Consider the following 17,725-nt stretch of genomic DNA (forward strand, 5'->3'; position numbering starts at 1 on the left):
AACATTTTTTCAACGATAGACAATAGAAAAGGAGTGCCTACATTATGCCCAATGAAAATCCAAATGAGCGGCTCGGTAAATTAATAAAGAAACTGTTAAAGGAGCGCGCTCTATCTATGCGCCAACTAGGAACACTTACAAATATTGATCCTGCAACAATTTCAAGAATAATTAATGGCAAACAACAACCGAAGCAAAACCATTTACAAAAATTCGCAAACTGTCTACAAGTTCCACCGCAATTATTACTTGATGAAATGTACCCTGACTCTCCACACATAAATAAGGAAAAAGCAGATATGTACACATCTCTCGATACAATTCAGCAAACATTACAATCCTCTAACCTATTCGACTTCGAATACACAACAACTCGTGTGAAACAAGAACTTGAAAATTACGAGCGCTATGCTCAAACTACAGAAGGCGAAAAACGTATTCACGAGAGTTTCAAAAGTAAAATAGAACAAATTGATAGTGCTGGTCCTTTCATTGAGCAATTAACAAATATGTACCAACAATTTTGTACAGAAACCATTTCAACCGAAGAGCGTGCAATTATTGGGGGTGCCTTACTATATTTCATTTTATCAACAGACATTATCCCCGATTATCTTTTTCCAATCGGCTATTTAGATGATGCGATTGCCGTTGAATTAGCTAAAGAGAAATTAATTGAAATAAAACGAAAAACATAGAAAAATAAAGAACTATTTCAGTTGTTTATGTTCAACTCTGAAATAGTTCACTAAAAAAGCGTACAAGTACATACCTGTACAATTTCAACATACTAATCTATTTTTTTGTATGACACCATTCATATATGAACGCTGTTATTACTTTTGTAAATTCAATTAACTGCTCAACTTCAACTTTCTCATTTATTGAATGAGCTTCTTCTAATGTACCTGGTCCGTAAATAACAGCTGGAATGTTAAACTCACTAAACCATCCGCCATCAGTTACCGTTGCTGACATATTTAAAATTGCATTTTTAGATAAAATAGATTCATGTACTGAACTTAGCGTTTTTACAGCAACATGTTCGCTATCTACTTCTAAAGAAGGAAAAATTTCGCCACGATCCACAATCATTGATTCTCCGCCCCACTTAAATTGTGGTGGGTTCTCGCTTAACCATGGATCTGCTGCTGCCACTTTTCCTAAATACTCTTCTATTTCTTCTATTATTTGTTCATGCGTTTCATTTGGATAAAAATGTACGGTTATCCACAATCGGCACTTATCCGCAATAAATGCCGCATGACGTCCTCCTTCAATAACAGCTGGATTAATTGTTGTTGTTCCAGATGGATAGCCTTCATATGTTTTCATGACTGCCCAATGACGCTCTAATTCTTGTAAGCTTTGGACAATCTTCATCATTTTCTCAATCGCACTTGCGCCAAACAAACGGCCTCCAGCATGAATCATTTGTCTACGTGTTGCATCATGAAACGTTTGCGGGCTTTTCACTGTAATCCATCCAGTAATTACGCCTCCCTGCCCTTGCATATGTAAATTACTTGTATCAACTACTACTGCAAAATCAGCATCATAACCACGCTTACAACATTGAAGTGTCCCTGCTTCTCCTACTTCTTCGCCAATTACCGATTGAAAAATTAAATCTCCAGGTAATTCAATTCCCACTTCTTCTAAAAGCTGAATAGCAAATAAGGCTCCAGCTAGTCCACCTTTCATATCTGCCGCGCCTCTCCCAACTAACCAACCATCTTTTATAAACGGCTCAAATGGATTTGTTTCCCACGGCTCGTCCTTTGATACTTCTGCAACATCTATATGTCCATTAATAATGAGACTTTTATGTGACTCACTTGCTATCCCTTTTTTCACTCCAACAACATTCGGATCATTCGGATATACATCCCACTTATCAATACTAAAATTTCGTTTTTTTAGAAACTCTGCCACAAATTCTTGCGCCTCATTTGTATTTCTTGCTGGTGGTGCTGGTGTTTCAAAGCGAATTAAAGCTTTTGTAAGTTCTAGTAGCTCGTCTTTTCGTAAATCAATCTGTTTTAATAGCTGTGAAACTTCTTGATTCATTGCTAATTCCCCTTTGCATACGTAGTATGTTTCCAGCTTTATTTTTACAAAAAAAGAGACTGTTTACAATTCTACAGTCTCTAAATTCCTTGTTATTATAAATTAAATTTCAACTATAAACTTTCTAATTCTGTTGTATTCATCTTTTCGATATGTTCTATTTTACTTTTCTTACTTCTTGTAGCACGGTAAAACAGTAAACAAACGATCATAAATGGAATACCACAATATAATGCCATTCTTTGTTCTGGAATAAAAGCCATAGCTACAATTACTGTTAAATTTAATACTAAAGCAAGAATTGGAACAAATGGATACAGTGGTGTTTTAAATTTCAAATCCTTAATATCTCCCCCTTGCTTCACGTATTTCCTTCTAGCTAATAGGTTAGATAAAGCAATAGATGCCCAAACTAATATCGCTCCAAACCCAGCAATAGAAAGAAGCCATAAATAAACTGTATCTTCCGCATAAATACCTGATAGTAATGAGAGACACCCTACAAACGTACTTACAATCAATGCATAAATAGGAACACCGTTTTTAGATAACTTACCAAAAATCGGGCTAATCATTCCTTGATTAGACATAGACCATAGCATACGGGAAGTTGCATATAATCCTGAATTCGCAACTGATAGTACCGCTGTAATAATAACGAAATTTATAATATCAGCCGCATAAGGAATACCAATTTTATCAAATACAACTACGAATGGACTTTCTATAACTCCTGCTTGCTGCCAAGGAAATAGTCCCGCAAGAATAAAAATAGATAGTACAAAGAAAATAAGTATGCGCCAAACTGTATTATTAATTGCCTTCGGGATAGTTTTCTCTGGATTTTCACTCTCACCAGCTGCAATACCAACTAGTTCTGTTCCTTGGAAGGAAAAATTAACTGCAATCATCGTAATTAAAATGGCTGATAATCCATTTGGGAACAATCCACCATAATCAGTAAAGCTAGAAAACATCGGCGCTGGTTCATTTCCTTTCATATCTAGAAAACCAAACATTGCTGCCCCGCCCAAAATAATAAATGCAATGATTGTAATTACTTTAATACTTGCAAACCAGAATTCAACTTCCGCAAAACTTCTTGAAGATAATGCATTAATAGCAAAGAGCAACACTGCGAACACTACACACCAAATCCATGACGGTACATCAGGAAACCATCGTTTCATCAAAATACTAACTGCAATTAGTTCAATGCCTATCGTAGCCGTCCAGTTTAGCCACGACATCCATCCCACTACATAACCCGCTGCAGGTGAAATATGTTTTGTAGCATATGTTTGATACGATCCTGCATCCGGCATCGCGACTGCTAACTCCCCAAGACAGAGCATCGTTAAATACATAACAAATCCACCGACAAGATACGCTACAATCGCTCCTCCAGGTCCAGCTTCATGAATTGTATAACTGGATCCTAAAAAAAGCCCAGTACCAATAACCCCTCCGAGTGCAATCATAAATATGTGCCGACTTTTCAATTCCCTTTTTAATCCCTGGTTTTGATCCATCATATAAATCCCCCCTTTTCACTTAGTAAACCCTTTTAATGTAAGCGTTTTTAAAACCCTTCATAGTAAAAATAATTATTAAAAAGTGCAAAATACATATTACTACTATTAATCACTACCTGTTATTAAAAGGTCATCCCTCACTGTTATTAATAATTTTTGATCAGCGATAGCTTGTCCTTCTACCACTTCTAATGATTCAATATAACCACTGATTCCCACTTTAATTTCTACTTTCTGTTTATCTATCGTTTCAATTAACGCTAATTTTTCCCACTCATATACGTAAGAACTTTCAGTAACAAATAATTTCTCTACTTTCCCGTAACAAGGACTATACACGCCTTCTATAACCGTCTTCACTTTATAAACTCCCCCTTTTATTAATTGGCACTGAAACGTTGCATAACCTATAAAGATTCATAATCCCCCTACTCTTTAAATTTAGAGATTTCAACTACTATTCATGCAAGATACGTACCAACCTCAATATCTATGTAAAATTAGGATTTCGCACAAAAAAAATCGGCATAACCGCAAAATTTTTCTATCATTTGAAAAGTTTTAAGCAGAAAATAGCAAAAAAATTTTGCGATTTTATAAGAATTTTAATAAAATTATAAAAAGTCAGTCTTCATTAGGGTATAACGAGGAGAAGATAATGCATGCATACAGAAGAAATCAATTTTAAAAAGATTATTGAAATGAATATGCTATATGAAACTTTACTCAATGAACTCGATATCGGGATTCATATTATTAATGAGGAAAGTAAAACGATTATCTATAACCGCAAAATGATGGAAATTGAATCAATGGACCGCTTAGATGTGCTAGATAAAAATCCTTTAGAAGTATTTGCATTTGAAGAAAATAAAAATAGTACTCTTATAGAGGCGTTAAAACTTGGAAAAACAAACAAAAATATAAAACAAACTTATTTTAACAATAAAGGACAAGAAATTACGACGATTAACGATACTTTTCCTATAATAGAAAATGGAAAAATTAAAGGCGCTATTGAAATTTCAAAAGAGATTAGTCATTTAAAGCAAACAATGAAAACGAACCTTTCTCGAAAACAAAATACTAAGTTTACCTTTGATCACATAATTGGTGATTCTAGAGCTATTCAATCGGTCATTGCAGAAGCAAAGAGAGTAATACGTACATCCTCCTCCATACTTATTGTCGGAGAAACAGGGACTGGTAAAGAGCTATTTGCGCAAAGCATCCATAATGAAAGCCAGCGTTCAACAAAGACATTTATTTCGCAAAACTGTGCCGCCATACCAGAAACCTTAATGGAAAGCCTACTATTTGGTACGAATCGAGGTGCTTTTACAGGAGCAATAGATAAACCTGGTTTATTTGAAGAGGCAAATGGGGGAACTTTATTATTAGATGAAATCAACTCATTAAGCCCAGCACTTCAAGCTAAATTATTGCGTGCTATACAAGAAAAAACAATACGAAGAATTGGGGGTGCGCAAGAAAAAGAAATTGATGTTCGTATTATAGCAACTATTAATGAAGACCCTCTTGAAGCCATAGCGTACAATCGATTAAGGCAAGACTTATATTACCGATTAAGCGTTGTTACTTTATGTCTTCCACCTTTACGGGAACGAAAAGAAGATATTGCATATCTTGTTCAACACTTTATTGAAAAATACAATATCCAATTTGATCTTAGCGTAAAAGATGTAGATTTAAACGTAAATAACTTCTTCTATAAATACGATTGGCCTGGTAATGTGAGAGAACTAGAACATATAATTGAAGGATCCATGAACTTAATAGAAGATGAAGATATCATTACAGCGTTCCATATGCCAACGCACTTTCGCGAACTAGCAAAAAAGGAACTCAATATGCAGACTCCACTAACTAGTCACAATACTGATACGCCACAAAATTTAAAACGTATAATCGAAGAAATGGAAAAGAAATATATCCATCAAATTCTTAAAGAAAATAAAGGTAATATCTCACAAGCCGCAAAGTTTTTAGGATTGAGCAGACAAAACTTACAATATCGAATTAAAAAATTGCACTTACACATATGAAATGAATATTTCTCCAAGTACAAGTAACTATTTGGAAAAATATGTTATAATTTACATGTAACATGATAGAAAGGGGCGATATATATGAGTAATGATAAAAAATTAAAGTTATTACAATACTTATACCTTCTTCCTGCCGTTCTATGTATGATGTTATTCATTAATATTGATATGAACAGCTTTCCTTATGCAAAGCTATTAGCCACAATTAGCGGCTCCTTTGCAGCTATTATGCTTGCTGCTTTTTGGAATTTGAAGCTACGTATGAAGAAAGAGAAATCTTCTTAATTTCAGAGTGCAAAAAAATCGAGCCTTATCAGCTCGATTTTTTTACTTATTATCAAAATTCAACATTCTCCAAATACAATCCACTCGCCTCAGCAAGACAATTAATTTGATTACGTTGTTTTTCCTCTAAAATGTTTGGAATTGCGTCCGCCTCTAATTGTCCTAATCCAACTTCAATTAATGCTCCAACAATTTTCCGCACCATGTTATGAAGGAATCCGTTACCACTTACTCTAATTTGTACAAATCCTGATTCTTCGGAAACATCAAGTGTATACACTTCTCGAACCATAGATTTTTTCTTAGACTTTGCATTTGAAAAAGCAGTGAAGTCATGTGAACCAATTAAATGTTTCGCAGCTTCTTTCATGCTTTTCACATTTAATTGTTTATTCACGTGCATGCTGTATTTACGCATAAATGGGTTCGTATGCTCTTCATTCCAAATTTTATAAAGATATGTTTTTGCTTTAGAATTGTAACGAGCATGGAAACGATCTGGTACTTCTTCTACACTCGTAATACTAATATCATTTGGTAAATATTGATTTAAATACTTTTTCACTTTATGTTCTACTAACTTCTCATCACTTTGAAAGTTAGCTACTTGGTTCAAAGCGTGTACACCAGCATCCGTTCTACTACAGCCGATAATTTCAGTTTCTTTTCCGACCATTTCAGATATTATACTTTCGATTTTCCCTTGAATCGTATTGTCATTATTCCCAAGACGTTGCCACCCTTTATAACGCGCACCGTCATATTGAATCGTCAATTTATAATTGTTCATCGTATTCTCCTTACTTCCATTCGCTAAATAAAATATACCCTCACATAGCTCCTGCTTTGTGAGGGACATATCCTTATTGAATGTTACTTTCTAACAAGTTTCACTACATTTTCTACATGAGCTGTATGTGGGAACATATCAACTGGTTGCACATACTCCACTTCATAACTCTTCATTAATGTTTGCACATCACGTGCTAATGAGGATGGATTACAAGACACGTAAACAACTTGTTTCGGTTTCACTTTTAAAATCGTTTCAAGTAATTTATCATCGCAACCTGTACGCGGTGGATCGACAACAATGACATCTGGACTCCAGCCTTCTTTCACCCATTTTGGTAACCATTGTTCCGCTTTACCAGCTTCATACTTTGCATTTGTGAATCCGTGGCGTTTTGCATTTTTCTTTGCATCTTCAATCGCTTCTGGAATTACATCCATACCACGTACTTCCGCTGCATCATTCGCAAGCCAAAGTCCAATTGTACCGACACCGCAATACGCATCCACAATCTTCTCGTTTCCTGTTAAAGCAGCTGCTTTTTTCGCTTCATCGTATAAAACAACAGTTTGTTCTGGATTTAATTGGAAGAATGCGCGTGCTGATAATTCAAATGATAAATCACCTAGTGTTTCTTGAATTACTTCTTTTCCAGCTAATTTAAATGTTTTATCACCGAAAATAACAGATGTTTTACGCCAGTTTACGTTTTGCATAATTGATTTAACACTTGGCATTTGTTTTTGTACTTCTGCGATAAATTGATCTTTATTTGGTAATTCTTCTTTTGTTGTAATAAGTGTGACTTGCACTTCCCCTGTTTGAACTGCAGTACGTGTCACAATTGTGCGTACTAAACCTTTTTGTTTTTTCTCATTGTAAATAGAAACATTTAATTTTTCTAATATACGTCTTACAACTTTTGTCGCTTCATTCGTTGCTTTATGTTGAATCATGCAATGAGAAATATCAATTAACTGATGTGAGTTTTGCTTATATAACCCTGTAATAACCTTTTCGTCTTTACGCCCCACTTGCAATTGACTTTTATTACGATAATGCCATGGATTTTCCATACCAAGCGTCGGGCGAATTTTCTCTTCTAGACTGTCATTCATATACTTCTCGAATGCTTGTACAACGATATCACGCTTTTGATTTAATTGTTCTTTATAATCTAGATGCTGCAATTGACAGCCACCACACTCCTCATATACTGAACATGGTGCTTTCACACGATGTGGTGATGATTTACGAACTTTTTTCACTTTCGCTTCAGCGAAGCCACGCTGAATTTTCGTTGCTTCAGCAACAACTTCTTCTCCTGGCAATGCCCCTGGAATGAAAACAACTTGTCTCTTAAAATAACCAACGCCTTCTCCGTTAATCCCAAGACGTTTAATTGTCACAGGAAACGTTTGACCAACTTCCAACTTACTCTCTTGTTGCTTTTGTATCATTATTACACCTCTACTCTATACTTTTCCATAAATATAACGCTGCATAACTGCAATATGGTTCACACTCTTGTTTCACTTTTTCTAAAAATGCATCATCAGGCTTATTATCTAATTGAAATACACCTTGCACTGCGCGCTGAATTCCAATGTCTGCTTTTGGAAACATATTTTTCCGACCAAGCCCAAACATTAAAAAGTTTTGCACTGTCCATGCTCCAATACCCCTTATTGGTAACAATTGTGCCGATACTTCTTCTTCTGTTTCGTTTTGTATCCTTGCTAAATCTAATTTACCGCCTACAATATGTTTTGCTAATCCTACTATATATTCGGCTTTTCGCTGACTAAACTTCTGCTCTCTCAATTCTTCTATTGAAATGTTTGCTACTCTTTCTGGTGTTGGGAAAAAGAAAACGCCGTTCTTCTCTGTCCCATATCGTTTTACAAATTGATCTGTTAGCACAGTAGCAAATTTCAAATTTATTTGTTGATGAATAATACAGCGAAGAAGACAAGCGAAATAATCAAATTCTAAAATAATTGGAGTATAAGCATATGTTTCAAATAGTGGACGTAATGATGTGTTTAAAAAATGATTTTGTATATTTTGAAACGGTTCATTCCAGTGAAAAATGGATCTCATTCGTTTCATTACTTTCTCTTGATCTCCTGCCTGACTAGAGATCCAAAACTGTGGATTTTGAACAGTACCAATCCCTTGCAAACGAACAACAATCTGTTCTTCGTCTATAAAAAGCGGGACATAAATTACTTTCTCGTCTAATTGAATAACGTTTAACGGGTCGAAAGATAAACGCTTTAGTACTTCCTCAAAATGGTACGGATATTCTAACGTAACATGTTCGCTCCACATACGTTTCCCCATCCTTTTTACACATCATTATAGCATGAGAAAACCGCAAGCATACATGCTTACGGTTGATTGCTTTTTACTAAATCATCTAGGCTTTTAAAATGATACCCTTTCTCGCGCAAATCATCAATGATTTTCGCAAGTGCTTCTGCATTATCTTTTGATATTGCATGAAGTAACAAAACAGATCCTGGATGAATCATAGTCATTACATTATTATGAGCGTATTGCCATCCTCTTTGCTGATCTACTTTCCAATCAAGAAATGCAAGCGACCAAAACACGTTATAATATCCCATGTCTTTCGTAAGCGCTAGCGTTCTTTCACTAAACACGCCTCGCGGAGGGCGTACATATTTCACTTCTTTTTGCCCAGTAACTTTTTTAATCTCTTCCGTTACGCTCGTTAATTCTTCACGAAGTTTTGCATCATTTACTGTTGTAAAATCTGGATGACTCCAAGAATGATTACCAATAATATGTCCTTCATTTTTCATTCTTAATAATAAATCTTTTTGTGTTTTTATATAATGTCCCGTCACAAAGAAAGTTGCTGGTACTTTTTTCTCCTTCAGTACATCTAAAATCTTTCCTGTATATCCATTTTCGTATCCATTATCAAATGTTAAATAAATATCTTTTTTCTTCGTATCTCCTAAATAAAACCCACCATTTTTTTGTAGTAATTCTGTATATAGTTTCCCTGCATCTGGCACCGTTTCATTTTTAGGACGTGGGATTCCCCAGTTATGTGGTGTATTCGTATAAGCAGATGTTGAAACTGGAACAAGTGCCATCATAATTGAAAAAATGAGACCTATATATAACCATTTATATTTCATAAATAGTCTCCTTTCCATATATAATCGTACCTGTAGTTTCTGTTTCCCTGCTTTCTTTCATGCTGAACATGTTTTTCTATATATACCAAAAAAATGCACCTCGAATAATTCGAGATGCACTTCTCTTTACTTAAATACAGGTTCTTTAAAGCTCGCCAATTTTTCAAGTGATGTTTTATCAACATCAGCATGTAGACTTTTACCATGAGAATCCATCGTTACAACTGCTTTAAAACCATCGATACGTAAATGCCACATTGCCTCTGGGATACCGAATTGTAAGAAATCAACATCTTTCACTTCTTTAATACATTCAGCATAATATTGCGCTGCACCACCAATTGCATTTAAGTACACACCACCGTGTTCTTCTAAAGCTGCTAATGTTTTAGAACCCATACCACCTTTACCAATTACAGCACGAATACCGAACTTTTTCATAATATCGCCTTGATATGGCTCTTCACGAATACTTGTCGTTGGACCTGCCGCTTTAATTTGCCAATTATCATTTTCATCTTTCACTACAACTGGACCACAATGATAAATAATTTGTCCCTTTAAATCTACTGGACAATCGTTATCCATTAAATGTTTATGAATCGCATCACGTCCTGTATACATCATGCCGTTAATTGTAACAACATCACCAACACGAAGTTCACGAATTTGCTCTTCTGTAATTGGAGCTTGTAATACGATTTCACGCTGCTCTGTTTGTTCTTGCGCAGCATCTTGCTGAAGTGTATCTTCACCTTCCTGGTACAACCAATCCATAATTTCACCTGTTTCAGGATGAATTGTTACACCAAGACGACGATATGCCCAACAATTATACGCAACAGATACGTAGAAGCTCGCTGGCAAACGATTATATACTCCAATTTTGCAACCTAATAAAGTTGTTTCTCCGCCAAATCCCATCGTACCAATGCCAAGCTTATTCGCATTCTCTAATACATACTCTTCAAGCTTGTGTAATTCTGGAACTGGATTTACATCATCTAATGTACGGAATAATTGATTTTTTGCTAATTCGTAACCTGATGTGCGGTCTCCCCCGATACCGACGCCGATTACTCCTGCGCTACACCCTTGACCTTGCGCTTGATATACTGCATGAAGAAGGCATTTACGAATTCCTTCTAAATCACGCCCAGCTCGTCCAAGTCCTTCTATTTCACAAGGCAGGCTATATTGAATATTTTTATTCTCACAACCGCCGCCCTTTAAAATTAAACGTGCATCAATGTAATCTTTTTCCCATTGTTCAAACTTAATAACAGGTGTACCTGGTCCTAAATTGTTTCCGCTATTGTCTCCAAAAAGAGAATCAACAGAGTTTGGACGAAGTTTACCATCTTTTGTCGCCCGCTCAAGCGCACTATAGATAGCTTCCTTCAGTTTTAATTGATTCACACCAACTGGTGTATAAATTTTAAACGTTGGCATCCCTGTATCTTGGCAAATTGGCGAGATATTATCATCTGCCATTTTAATGTTATTCGTAATTGTGCCAAGTGCCATCGCCGAACGAGTTCCTGCATTTTCTCGTTCTTTCGCTTGTTGAATTGCGCGACGAACATCTTTCGGTAAGTTCGTTGACGTTTCAACAATTAGTTGATACATGCTTTCTTGAAGCTTTTCCATTGTTACTTCCCCCTCAATTGTGAACGCTACCAAAACGTTATGAAATGAAAATTCCATTGTTATACTCTTCAGCTGTTTATTTATTTCACGCCATTAAAGGTTAAATGAAATTTTTCACAACTTGATTATACCTTTTTTTCTATATTCCTTCTATTATCCGTACAGAAAAAGGCTGCCAATTTTGTAGTGGCAGCCTTTTTAATATATTATTCGTCTTTTTTAAATTGCTCACATTTCAGTTCTAATTCATCTAACATTGCAAGAAGACGATCTACATCTTCTAATTCTACCTCTTCTGGTTCAATCGTATCAATTACTTCAATGAACATATTTAAACGTTCTTTCAAATATACTAGTTGTGAATCTTTACCTTGAATTGCTTTTCCCATGAAGGCACTCTCCTTTTAATTCGAGTTGCTTTTATTATACCGCAAAAATGATTGCTATGGGCATGTAATTTCATCAATTTCGTCACAGTAATTCATTATAATGTAAGCCCTCTCTCTTTTTTTACAAAAAAGTTTCACTTTATAAAAAGCTCATATTCTTCTATTATAGAGAATGGACAAATTGTTATTTCAATAGTCAAAGGAGTATTTCATATGACGATATCACAAATAATGAAGCCGATTACTCCTTCTTACGATCCATGGGAAGCGTATATGGACCTTGAAGAGTACGGCAAACTACTATTAACAAACGTTGAGTTTACAACGACGACGTTATGCAATATGCGTTGCGAGCATTGCGCTGTTGGTTACACATTACAGCCGAAAGATCCAAACCCGCTTCCGATGGAGCTTTTATTAAAACGATTAGATGAGATTCCTCATTTACGTTCTTTAAGTATTACAGGCGGAGAACCTATGCTTTCAAAAAAATCCGTCGACAACTATGTAACACCACTCTTAAAATACGCCCATGAACGAGGCGTTCGCACTCAAATTAACTCAAACTTAACTATAGATTTAGCACGTTACGAACAAATTATTCCCTACTTAGATGTATTGCACATTTCACATAACTGGGGAACAATCGATGACTTCGTTGAAGGCGGATTTGCAATGATGGAGCGTAAGCCTACTTATGAACAGCGCGCTAAATTATTTGAAAGAATGATTACAAATAGTAAAGCTCTATCAGAGGCAGGTGTACTCGTATCAGCCGAAACTATGTTAAACAAACGAACTCTACCACATATTGAACATATTCACCGTCAAATCGTTGAAGAAATGGGCTGTAAACGTCATGAAGTTCACCCGATGTATCCGAGTGACTTCGCTAGCACACTTGAAATTTTAACAAAAGAAGAAATTCGAAATGCAGTTGAACATTTATTAGAGATCCGTGATGAAAATGTGTGGATGTTATTCGGAACATTACCTTTCTATGCATGTAGTGATAATGAACACGATTTAGCTACACTAAAGAAATTACATGAAAGTAAAAATGTAACTGTCCGCAATGATCCAGATGGTCGTTCTCGTTTGAACGTAAATATTTTCGATGGAAATATTATCGTGACCGACTTCGGTGATGTCCCGCTTCTAGGTAATGTACAAACAAATACACTACAAGAAGCTTACGACAAATGGTGTGACTCAAAAACAGCAAAATCATTAAGTTGCCATTGTCCTGCCGTGAAATGCCTTGGACCAAACGTTCTTGTAAAAAATAGCTACTATCCAAAAGAAGATTTCTTATCAAAAACATCAAACATTATGTTATAAAGTGAAACTTTAATCAGTGGTTGTTTTGTTCATCCCCCACTGATTATTAGCCCACACCAATCGGGAGTTTACGGGCAGCAGGGCCTCCCACCTAACTTCTTTGCTCCAGCCGAATTTTGAGGTGGGAGTTTTACTGCCCGCAAATAGCGGGATAAATAAAAAACGTCAGCTTATAAGCTGACGTTTTTTATTTCATTGTGCATGCGATGAAGAAACAAATTTAAAAAATAAATGATCATGAATTGGAATAGCGGCTCCGATTCCTTGAGATGTAATATTTTTCACGACAAGCTTTTTTTGATTCCCTTTTAACACAAGGTAGACTTCTCCAAATGTTACTTTTCCTTTTTCATTTACTGCTGGTGTATACGCATATAAATATCCAAGTTGACTTGGACTAATATTATAAACACGCTCATGTCCGGTACCATAACCAATGGTTGTTTTAAATGAAAGTGGCAATTGTACTTTTTCAAGCGCTTTTAGAAGCATCATTTTTTTCACATCTGTAGTATCTTTCATATCTGCTGTTAAATCACCTTCGATTGTCTTTTGGGTTTCTTGCTTATAGCGAAGTGGGTATAAGCGATCCCCTCCGCGATTATCATATACATTTCGATTTACTTGCTTATATTCCCAATTAATCGATGTGTCTATTGACTCATAATTTAATGCCCATTGCCCTAAATAAATTTTCGCTCGGTACCCTACTGCAAGCGGTGCATTCGAAATTGTCGTTTCATTAAACATTCGAATTAAATCTGGGTTTTCAATTTTGATATTTGCTGTTTTCAATAGTTCTTGCGCAAACTTACTTGGCTGTAAACGCGGTAAATCTTGTGCGTCATTTGGAAATGTATTATCCTTTGAAATATTTAAAACAGATGAAGGCATTTTTACTTCTACCGTTGTCTTTGCAAAACTACTGTTAGGAAATAATAAAATAAACGAGACCATGGTTGAAAGACATATGCTGTATACTCGTTTCACCTGTCTGGCTCCTTCCTATGTAAAGGTATATAAATTACTGTATTTAGTGTTTTCCCTCTGAAGCATTGTTATCCCTATTTTTCATAATAAATAAAAACCAATTCCCATAATGACATACGCAGCTAATAAAGTGCCTCCTTCAAACCAGTTTGTATCCCCATCATTTGAAATGGCGATAGTTAAGAAAACAGCTGTAATCATAGAAACAAGCTCTGGTATTGTAAATACTAGAGGCATCTTTTGTGCAAAAAGCATCGAAAGAAGTACTAACACAGGAGCAACAAACATGGCGATTTGTAATGTAGAACCTACTGCAATTTCTACTGCGATATTTACTTTATTTTTATATGCCATAATAATCGCAGATGCATGTTCTGCTGCATTACCAACAATCGCAACGATGATAACCCCTATAAATAACTCTGACCAGCCAAATGACTTTGCAACCGTTTCAAAAGTATGTACGAGTGCCTCTGACACATAAGCAACTGCAAGTGTTGCTATCGCTAAAATGAGTAGCGCTTTACCTTTGGACCACTCTGGCTCTTCCTCATGCGCTACTTCATCACTTTTATGTTGATATACACCACGGTGCGTAACTAACTTAAATAGCAATGCAGCAAGGTACATAATGATCATGATAATAGAAACACCAATACTTAATTGATACGTCTTTCCAGCATCCATCTTCATTGAAAAAATCTCTGGAATAACAAAAGCTACGACAACAGCAAATATTAATAAAGCTGAATTATGTCTTGCATCATAAACATTGAAACTTTGTCTTTTATACTTAAGGCCACCTATAAAGAAGGATAACCCTCCTACCAGTAATAAGTTTCCAAGTACAGAACCAGTTAAGGAAGCTAAAACAACTTCTGTTAATCCTGCCTGGAGTGCAAAAATTGAAATGATAAGTTCCACGGCATTACCGAAAGTTGCATTTAATAAACCACCTATCCGAGGCCCAGAAACAATTGCTAAACTTTCTGTCGCCCTCCCCATAAAACCAGCTAATGCAATAATAGTAATGCAGTATACAGCAAACATAATAGTTTGTGGCCAATGAAGTGTTTTTCCGATTACAGAAAGTGGTACACCTATAAGCGCTACTATGAGAAATATTTTATTAAACATGCTTTTCATCCTTCCATCGTATGTATTTCTCCTCGATATTATTATTATTCATCTCCTAACTTGTCCGATTTCATCACAATTACGTTTAAAAAATCGGATTGAAGAAAACAGTATGAAAGATATTTAAATTATCTTGTCCAGACAGAAAAAATTATGAATTATGAAAAGAGGCTAAAAATATGCACTTAAAAGAAAAAATCGCAACTATTATTCAAGGTCAACGTACTGGTGTATTATCTACTGTACGTAACGATAAGCCACATAGCGCCTTTATGATGTTTTTCCACGAAGATTTTGTACTATATGTTGCAACAGATCGAAATTCAAAAAAGATAACAGATATCGAGAAGAATCCAAATGTGCACGTACTACTTGGACGAGAGGGAAAGAAATTAGATGAAGATTACATTGAAGTTGAAGGTATCGCTTCCATCGAAGAAGATCAAACATTAAAAAACAAATTTTGGACTAATAGCTTAAAACGCTGGTTACTCGGTTCGGAAGATCCTAATTACGTACTAATAAAAATCAATCCTGATACAATTTATTACATCGATAGTGCTGGTGCGACCGATCCCGAGTTTTTACGACTATAAAATAAAAACAAGCCCCCCTTAGGTGGGCTTGTTTTGTCGAAAGGTTCTTCTGAAAAAACAATAAAATAGGTGGAACTTTCTAAAGATTCTGTTATATAATAGCAGTAACTTAAATAAACTGTATTAAAACAGATTGAGGGGAGAAATAAAAATTGATGAAAAGAGAAGAACGAAAAAACATGATTGAGTTTATTGAAAAGAAAAAAGGGATTGAACGTGACGAATTATTATTTATGACAGACGATGAAGTAGAGCATATTTATAATGTAACGTACTTTTTATATGAAGAAATAGCAGAGTAGTATAATAAACCCCCACCTTATTAAAAATATAGGGCGGGGGTTTATTTCGTTTTTTATACATGAGAATGATTTTCATGTATAATAATGTAAGATTGGAGGAATTTCACTATGAGTTCATGGCTATTATTCGCACTATTATCAGCAATTGCTGCTGCCCTCGTATCTATTTTTGGAAAGATTGGCTTAGATGGAATCGATGCCAACGTTGCAACAACGATTCGCTCTATTATTATGGCATTATTTATGGTAGGAGTTATTATTATACAAGGTAAATTTCAAAATATCGGTGATGTCCTCCTAAATAAAAAAGCACTGCTATTTATCACATTAAGTGGAATCGCTGGTGCTTCGTCATGGCTATTTTATTTTCTTGCATTAAAAACAGGAAAAGTTTCACAAGTAGCACCTATCGATAAATTAAGCGTAGTATTTTCCATTATTCTCGCGATGATTATATTAGGTGAAAAGTTAAACTTTATGACTGGTATTGGTGTAGTCTTTATTACAGCTGGTGTATTATTTGTTGCTTTCAGCTAAAAAACCGCTATTATTAGCGGTTTTTTCTTTTCCTTATGTAAATCCACACAATAAATGTTACAATTGCCGAAACTAATAAAATCCATATTCCATAATGATGGAAACTATATTCAACAAAGCGCCACTTCTCTCCCAGTTTCCAACCTAAGCCAATAAAAACACTTATCCAAATTAGTGCACCACCGTAAGCATACAAACAAAACCGCCACAATGTTAAATTTGAAACTCCAGCAAAATATGCTGTTAAATGACGTACTCCCGGTATAAAGTAGCCAATCATTAAAAGAAATGGACCGTATTTTTCAAATAAAATATGTGTTTTTTCAATATGATGTTCCTTAATTCTAACTTTCGGACCATATTTTTTTAAAACAGGGAGCCCAAGTTTTAAACCTAATATGTAACTTAATGTAATGCCAAGCATTGCACCTGCCATTCCACTTAAAAAAGCAGCTGTTCCTGACATAACTCCTTTTGAAATGTTATATCCGATAAAAGTCAATAAAAACTCATCCGGTATAGGTAATCCAACAATCCCGCCAGCTAAAGCTATAATAATTCCAAAATATCCATAATGTGCGATTAACTCGCCAATATGTTGTTCCATTCGGAAGACACATCCTATACACGATCGTTATTCCATATTGTGCCCATTCTATCTTTAAGACAAACATGGTATACATATTCACTATACATTGTTTTTATAATGAACTCTACTTCTATTCCATTCCTTAAACAGAGATTTAATCAGTGGGGTTTTTTATCCATCCCAACTGATTATTAGCCTGAACCAATCGGGATTTTACGGGCAGCAGGGCTCCTACTTAGCTTCCCTGCATTCGCTAAATTTTGGTG

19 protein-coding genes are annotated in these 17,725 nt (G+C 35.4%); 7 read left to right on the plus strand and 12 right to left on the minus strand.

Features of this window, described 5'->3' with window-relative positions:
• Nucleotides 1-44 precede the first annotated feature (44 nt).
• Entirely contained in the window at nucleotides 45-698 is a 654-nt protein-coding gene (locus AC1DKZ_RS19090; RefSeq protein WP_002091151.1) for a helix-turn-helix domain-containing protein, read from the plus strand.
• 97 nt (nucleotides 699-795) lie between these two features.
• Here the strand turns inward: AC1DKZ_RS19090 and AC1DKZ_RS19095 are convergent, their stop codons facing one another.
• The 3 genes from AC1DKZ_RS19095 to AC1DKZ_RS19105 all read right to left on the minus strand — a co-directional run bounded on the left by AC1DKZ_RS19095 (nucleotide 796) and on the right by AC1DKZ_RS19105 (nucleotide 3,965).
• Nucleotides 796-2,070, minus strand: coding sequence for an acetylornithine deacetylase (locus tag AC1DKZ_RS19095; RefSeq protein WP_476996852.1), 1,275 nt, complete (start codon nucleotides 2,068-2,070; stop codon nucleotides 796-798).
• A 113-nt stretch (nucleotides 2,071-2,183) separates the two neighbouring features.
• A complete protein-coding gene (locus tag AC1DKZ_RS19100) occupies nucleotides 2,184-3,605 on the minus strand; it encodes an amino acid permease (protein WP_002166992.1) in 1,422 nt (473 codons plus the stop codon).
• A 105-nt stretch (nucleotides 3,606-3,710) separates the two neighbouring features.
• Nucleotides 3,711-3,965, minus strand: coding sequence for a biotin/lipoyl attachment domain-containing protein (locus tag AC1DKZ_RS19105; RefSeq protein ID WP_000859494.1), 255 nt, complete (start codon nucleotides 3,963-3,965; stop codon nucleotides 3,711-3,713).
• A 302-nt stretch (nucleotides 3,966-4,267) separates the two neighbouring features.
• On the opposite strand from AC1DKZ_RS19105, the gene AC1DKZ_RS19110 reads away from it, so the two are divergent.
• Entirely contained in the window at nucleotides 4,268-5,671 is a 1,404-nt protein-coding gene (locus AC1DKZ_RS19110; RefSeq protein ID WP_476996853.1) for a sigma-54 interaction domain-containing protein, read from the plus strand.
• 84 nt (nucleotides 5,672-5,755) lie between these two features.
• Nucleotides 5,756-5,959, plus strand: coding sequence for a hypothetical protein (locus AC1DKZ_RS19115; protein WP_431182631.1), 204 nt, complete (start codon nucleotides 5,756-5,758; stop codon nucleotides 5,957-5,959).
• A gap of 52 nt (nucleotides 5,960-6,011) precedes the next feature.
• Here AC1DKZ_RS19115 and truA read toward each other — a convergent pair whose 3' ends face one another.
• The 6 genes from truA to AC1DKZ_RS19145 all read right to left on the minus strand — a co-directional run bounded on the left by truA (nucleotide 6,012) and on the right by AC1DKZ_RS19145 (nucleotide 11,967).
• A complete protein-coding gene (gene truA, locus AC1DKZ_RS19120; RefSeq protein ID WP_476996854.1) occupies nucleotides 6,012-6,749 on the minus strand; it encodes a tRNA pseudouridine(38-40) synthase TruA in 738 nt (245 codons plus the stop codon).
• An 83-nt stretch (nucleotides 6,750-6,832) separates the two neighbouring features.
• Nucleotides 6,833-8,212 (minus strand): 23S rRNA (uracil(1939)-C(5))-methyltransferase RlmD, encoded by a 1,380-nt coding sequence (rlmD, locus tag AC1DKZ_RS19125; RefSeq protein ID WP_219300347.1) that lies wholly within the window; start codon nucleotides 8,210-8,212, stop codon nucleotides 6,833-6,835.
• A gap of 10 nt (nucleotides 8,213-8,222) precedes the next feature.
• Complete coding sequence (locus AC1DKZ_RS19130; protein ID WP_002125025.1) at nucleotides 8,223-9,086, minus strand: DNA-3-methyladenine glycosylase family protein; 864 nt, start codon at nucleotides 9,084-9,086, stop codon at nucleotides 8,223-8,225.
• Between the two features lie 59 nt (nucleotides 9,087-9,145).
• Nucleotides 9,146-9,928 (minus strand): delta-lactam-biosynthetic de-N-acetylase, encoded by a 783-nt coding sequence (gene pdaA, locus AC1DKZ_RS19135; RefSeq protein WP_476996855.1) that lies wholly within the window; start codon nucleotides 9,926-9,928, stop codon nucleotides 9,146-9,148.
• 126 nt (nucleotides 9,929-10,054) lie between these two features.
• Nucleotides 10,055-11,578, minus strand: a complete 1,524-nt coding sequence (gene fumA, locus AC1DKZ_RS19140; protein ID WP_088038340.1) for a class I fumarate hydratase — start codon at nucleotides 11,576-11,578, stop codon at nucleotides 10,055-10,057.
• A 206-nt stretch (nucleotides 11,579-11,784) separates the two neighbouring features.
• On the minus strand, nucleotides 11,785-11,967 hold the full coding sequence (locus AC1DKZ_RS19145; protein WP_002010264.1) for an SE1561 family protein: 183 nt from the start codon (nucleotides 11,965-11,967) through the stop codon (nucleotides 11,785-11,787).
• Nucleotides 11,968-12,180: 213 nt separating this feature from the next.
• Here AC1DKZ_RS19145 and yfkAB point away from each other — a divergent pair, with 213 nt between their 5' ends.
• Nucleotides 12,181-13,308, plus strand: coding sequence for a radical SAM/CxCxxxxC motif protein YfkAB (yfkAB, locus tag AC1DKZ_RS19150; RefSeq protein ID WP_002125019.1), 1,128 nt, complete (start codon nucleotides 12,181-12,183; stop codon nucleotides 13,306-13,308).
• 192 nt (nucleotides 13,309-13,500) lie between these two features.
• On the opposite strand, the gene AC1DKZ_RS19155 is transcribed toward yfkAB, so the two are convergent.
• Complete coding sequence (locus AC1DKZ_RS19155; protein WP_002125017.1) at nucleotides 13,501-14,298, minus strand: YfkD famly protein; 798 nt, start codon at nucleotides 14,296-14,298, stop codon at nucleotides 13,501-13,503.
• An 81-nt stretch (nucleotides 14,299-14,379) separates the two neighbouring features.
• Nucleotides 14,380-15,435 carry a calcium/proton exchanger gene (gene cax / locus AC1DKZ_RS19160; RefSeq protein WP_002125016.1) on the minus strand — a complete coding sequence of 352 codons (1,056 nt, stop codon included), beginning with the start codon at nucleotides 15,433-15,435 and terminating at the stop codon, nucleotides 14,380-14,382.
• Nucleotides 15,436-15,614: 179 nt separating this feature from the next.
• Between cax and AC1DKZ_RS19165 the strand changes: the two genes are divergently transcribed.
• The 3 genes from AC1DKZ_RS19165 (at nucleotide 15,615) to AC1DKZ_RS19175 (ending at nucleotide 16,870) form a co-directional block, all read left to right on the plus strand.
• On the plus strand, nucleotides 15,615-16,031 hold the full coding sequence (locus tag AC1DKZ_RS19165; RefSeq protein ID WP_431182627.1) for a pyridoxamine 5'-phosphate oxidase family protein: 417 nt from the start codon (nucleotides 15,615-15,617) through the stop codon (nucleotides 16,029-16,031).
• 155 nt (nucleotides 16,032-16,186) lie between these two features.
• Nucleotides 16,187-16,333 carry a BH0509 family protein gene (locus AC1DKZ_RS19170; RefSeq protein ID WP_000817786.1) on the plus strand — a complete coding sequence of 49 codons (147 nt, stop codon included), beginning with the start codon at nucleotides 16,187-16,189 and terminating at the stop codon, nucleotides 16,331-16,333.
• 108 nt (nucleotides 16,334-16,441) lie between these two features.
• Nucleotides 16,442-16,870 carry an EamA family transporter gene (locus AC1DKZ_RS19175; RefSeq protein WP_002091176.1) on the plus strand — a complete coding sequence of 143 codons (429 nt, stop codon included), beginning with the start codon at nucleotides 16,442-16,444 and terminating at the stop codon, nucleotides 16,868-16,870.
• Between the two features lie 13 nt (nucleotides 16,871-16,883).
• Here the strand turns inward: AC1DKZ_RS19175 and AC1DKZ_RS19180 are convergent, their stop codons facing one another.
• Nucleotides 16,884-17,477 carry a DedA family protein gene (locus AC1DKZ_RS19180; protein WP_002091181.1) on the minus strand — a complete coding sequence of 198 codons (594 nt, stop codon included), beginning with the start codon at nucleotides 17,475-17,477 and terminating at the stop codon, nucleotides 16,884-16,886.
• Nucleotides 17,478-17,725 lie beyond the last annotated feature (248 nt).

The organism is Bacillus sp. 05T21 (genome assembly GCF_056396785.1).

Coding starts and splice junctions, on each gene's coding strand:
- AC1DKZ_RS19165 (WP_431182627.1), top strand. CDS start 15,615: ATGCACTTAAAAGAAAAAATCGCAACTATTATTCAAGGTCAACGTACT.
- AC1DKZ_RS19115 (WP_431182631.1), top strand. CDS start 5,756: ATGAGTAATGATAAAAAATTAAAGTTATTACAATACTTATACCTTCTT.
- pdaA (WP_476996855.1), bottom strand. CDS start 9,928: ATGAAATATAAATGGTTATATATAGGTCTCATTTTTTCAATTATGATG.
- AC1DKZ_RS19110 (WP_476996853.1), top strand. CDS start 4,268: ATGCATACAGAAGAAATCAATTTTAAAAAGATTATTGAAATGAATATG.
- AC1DKZ_RS19145 (WP_002010264.1), bottom strand. CDS start 11,967: ATGGGAAAAGCAATTCAAGGTAAAGATTCACAACTAGTATATTTGAAA.
- truA (WP_476996854.1), bottom strand. CDS start 6,749: ATGAACAATTATAAATTGACGATTCAATATGACGGTGCGCGTTATAAA.
- yfkAB (WP_002125019.1), top strand. CDS start 12,181: ATGACGATATCACAAATAATGAAGCCGATTACTCCTTCTTACGATCCA.
- rlmD (WP_219300347.1), bottom strand. CDS start 8,212: ATGATACAAAAGCAACAAGAGAGTAAGTTGGAAGTTGGTCAAACGTTT.
- fumA (WP_088038340.1), bottom strand. CDS start 11,578: ATGGAAAAGCTTCAAGAAAGCATGTATCAACTAATTGTTGAAACGTCA.
- AC1DKZ_RS19130 (WP_002125025.1), bottom strand. CDS start 9,086: ATGTGGAGCGAACATGTTACGTTAGAATATCCGTACCATTTTGAGGAA.
- AC1DKZ_RS19095 (WP_476996852.1), bottom strand. CDS start 2,070: ATGAATCAAGAAGTTTCACAGCTATTAAAACAGATTGATTTACGAAAA.
- AC1DKZ_RS19170 (WP_000817786.1), top strand. CDS start 16,187: ATGAAAAGAGAAGAACGAAAAAACATGATTGAGTTTATTGAAAAGAAA.
- cax (WP_002125016.1), bottom strand. CDS start 15,435: ATGTTTAATAAAATATTTCTCATAGTAGCGCTTATAGGTGTACCACTT.
- AC1DKZ_RS19180 (WP_002091181.1), bottom strand. CDS start 17,477: ATGGAACAACATATTGGCGAGTTAATCGCACATTATGGATATTTTGGA.
- AC1DKZ_RS19090 (WP_002091151.1), top strand. CDS start 45: ATGCCCAATGAAAATCCAAATGAGCGGCTCGGTAAATTAATAAAGAAA.
- AC1DKZ_RS19100 (WP_002166992.1), bottom strand. CDS start 3,605: ATGATGGATCAAAACCAGGGATTAAAAAGGGAATTGAAAAGTCGGCAC.
- AC1DKZ_RS19175 (WP_002091176.1), top strand. CDS start 16,442: ATGAGTTCATGGCTATTATTCGCACTATTATCAGCAATTGCTGCTGCC.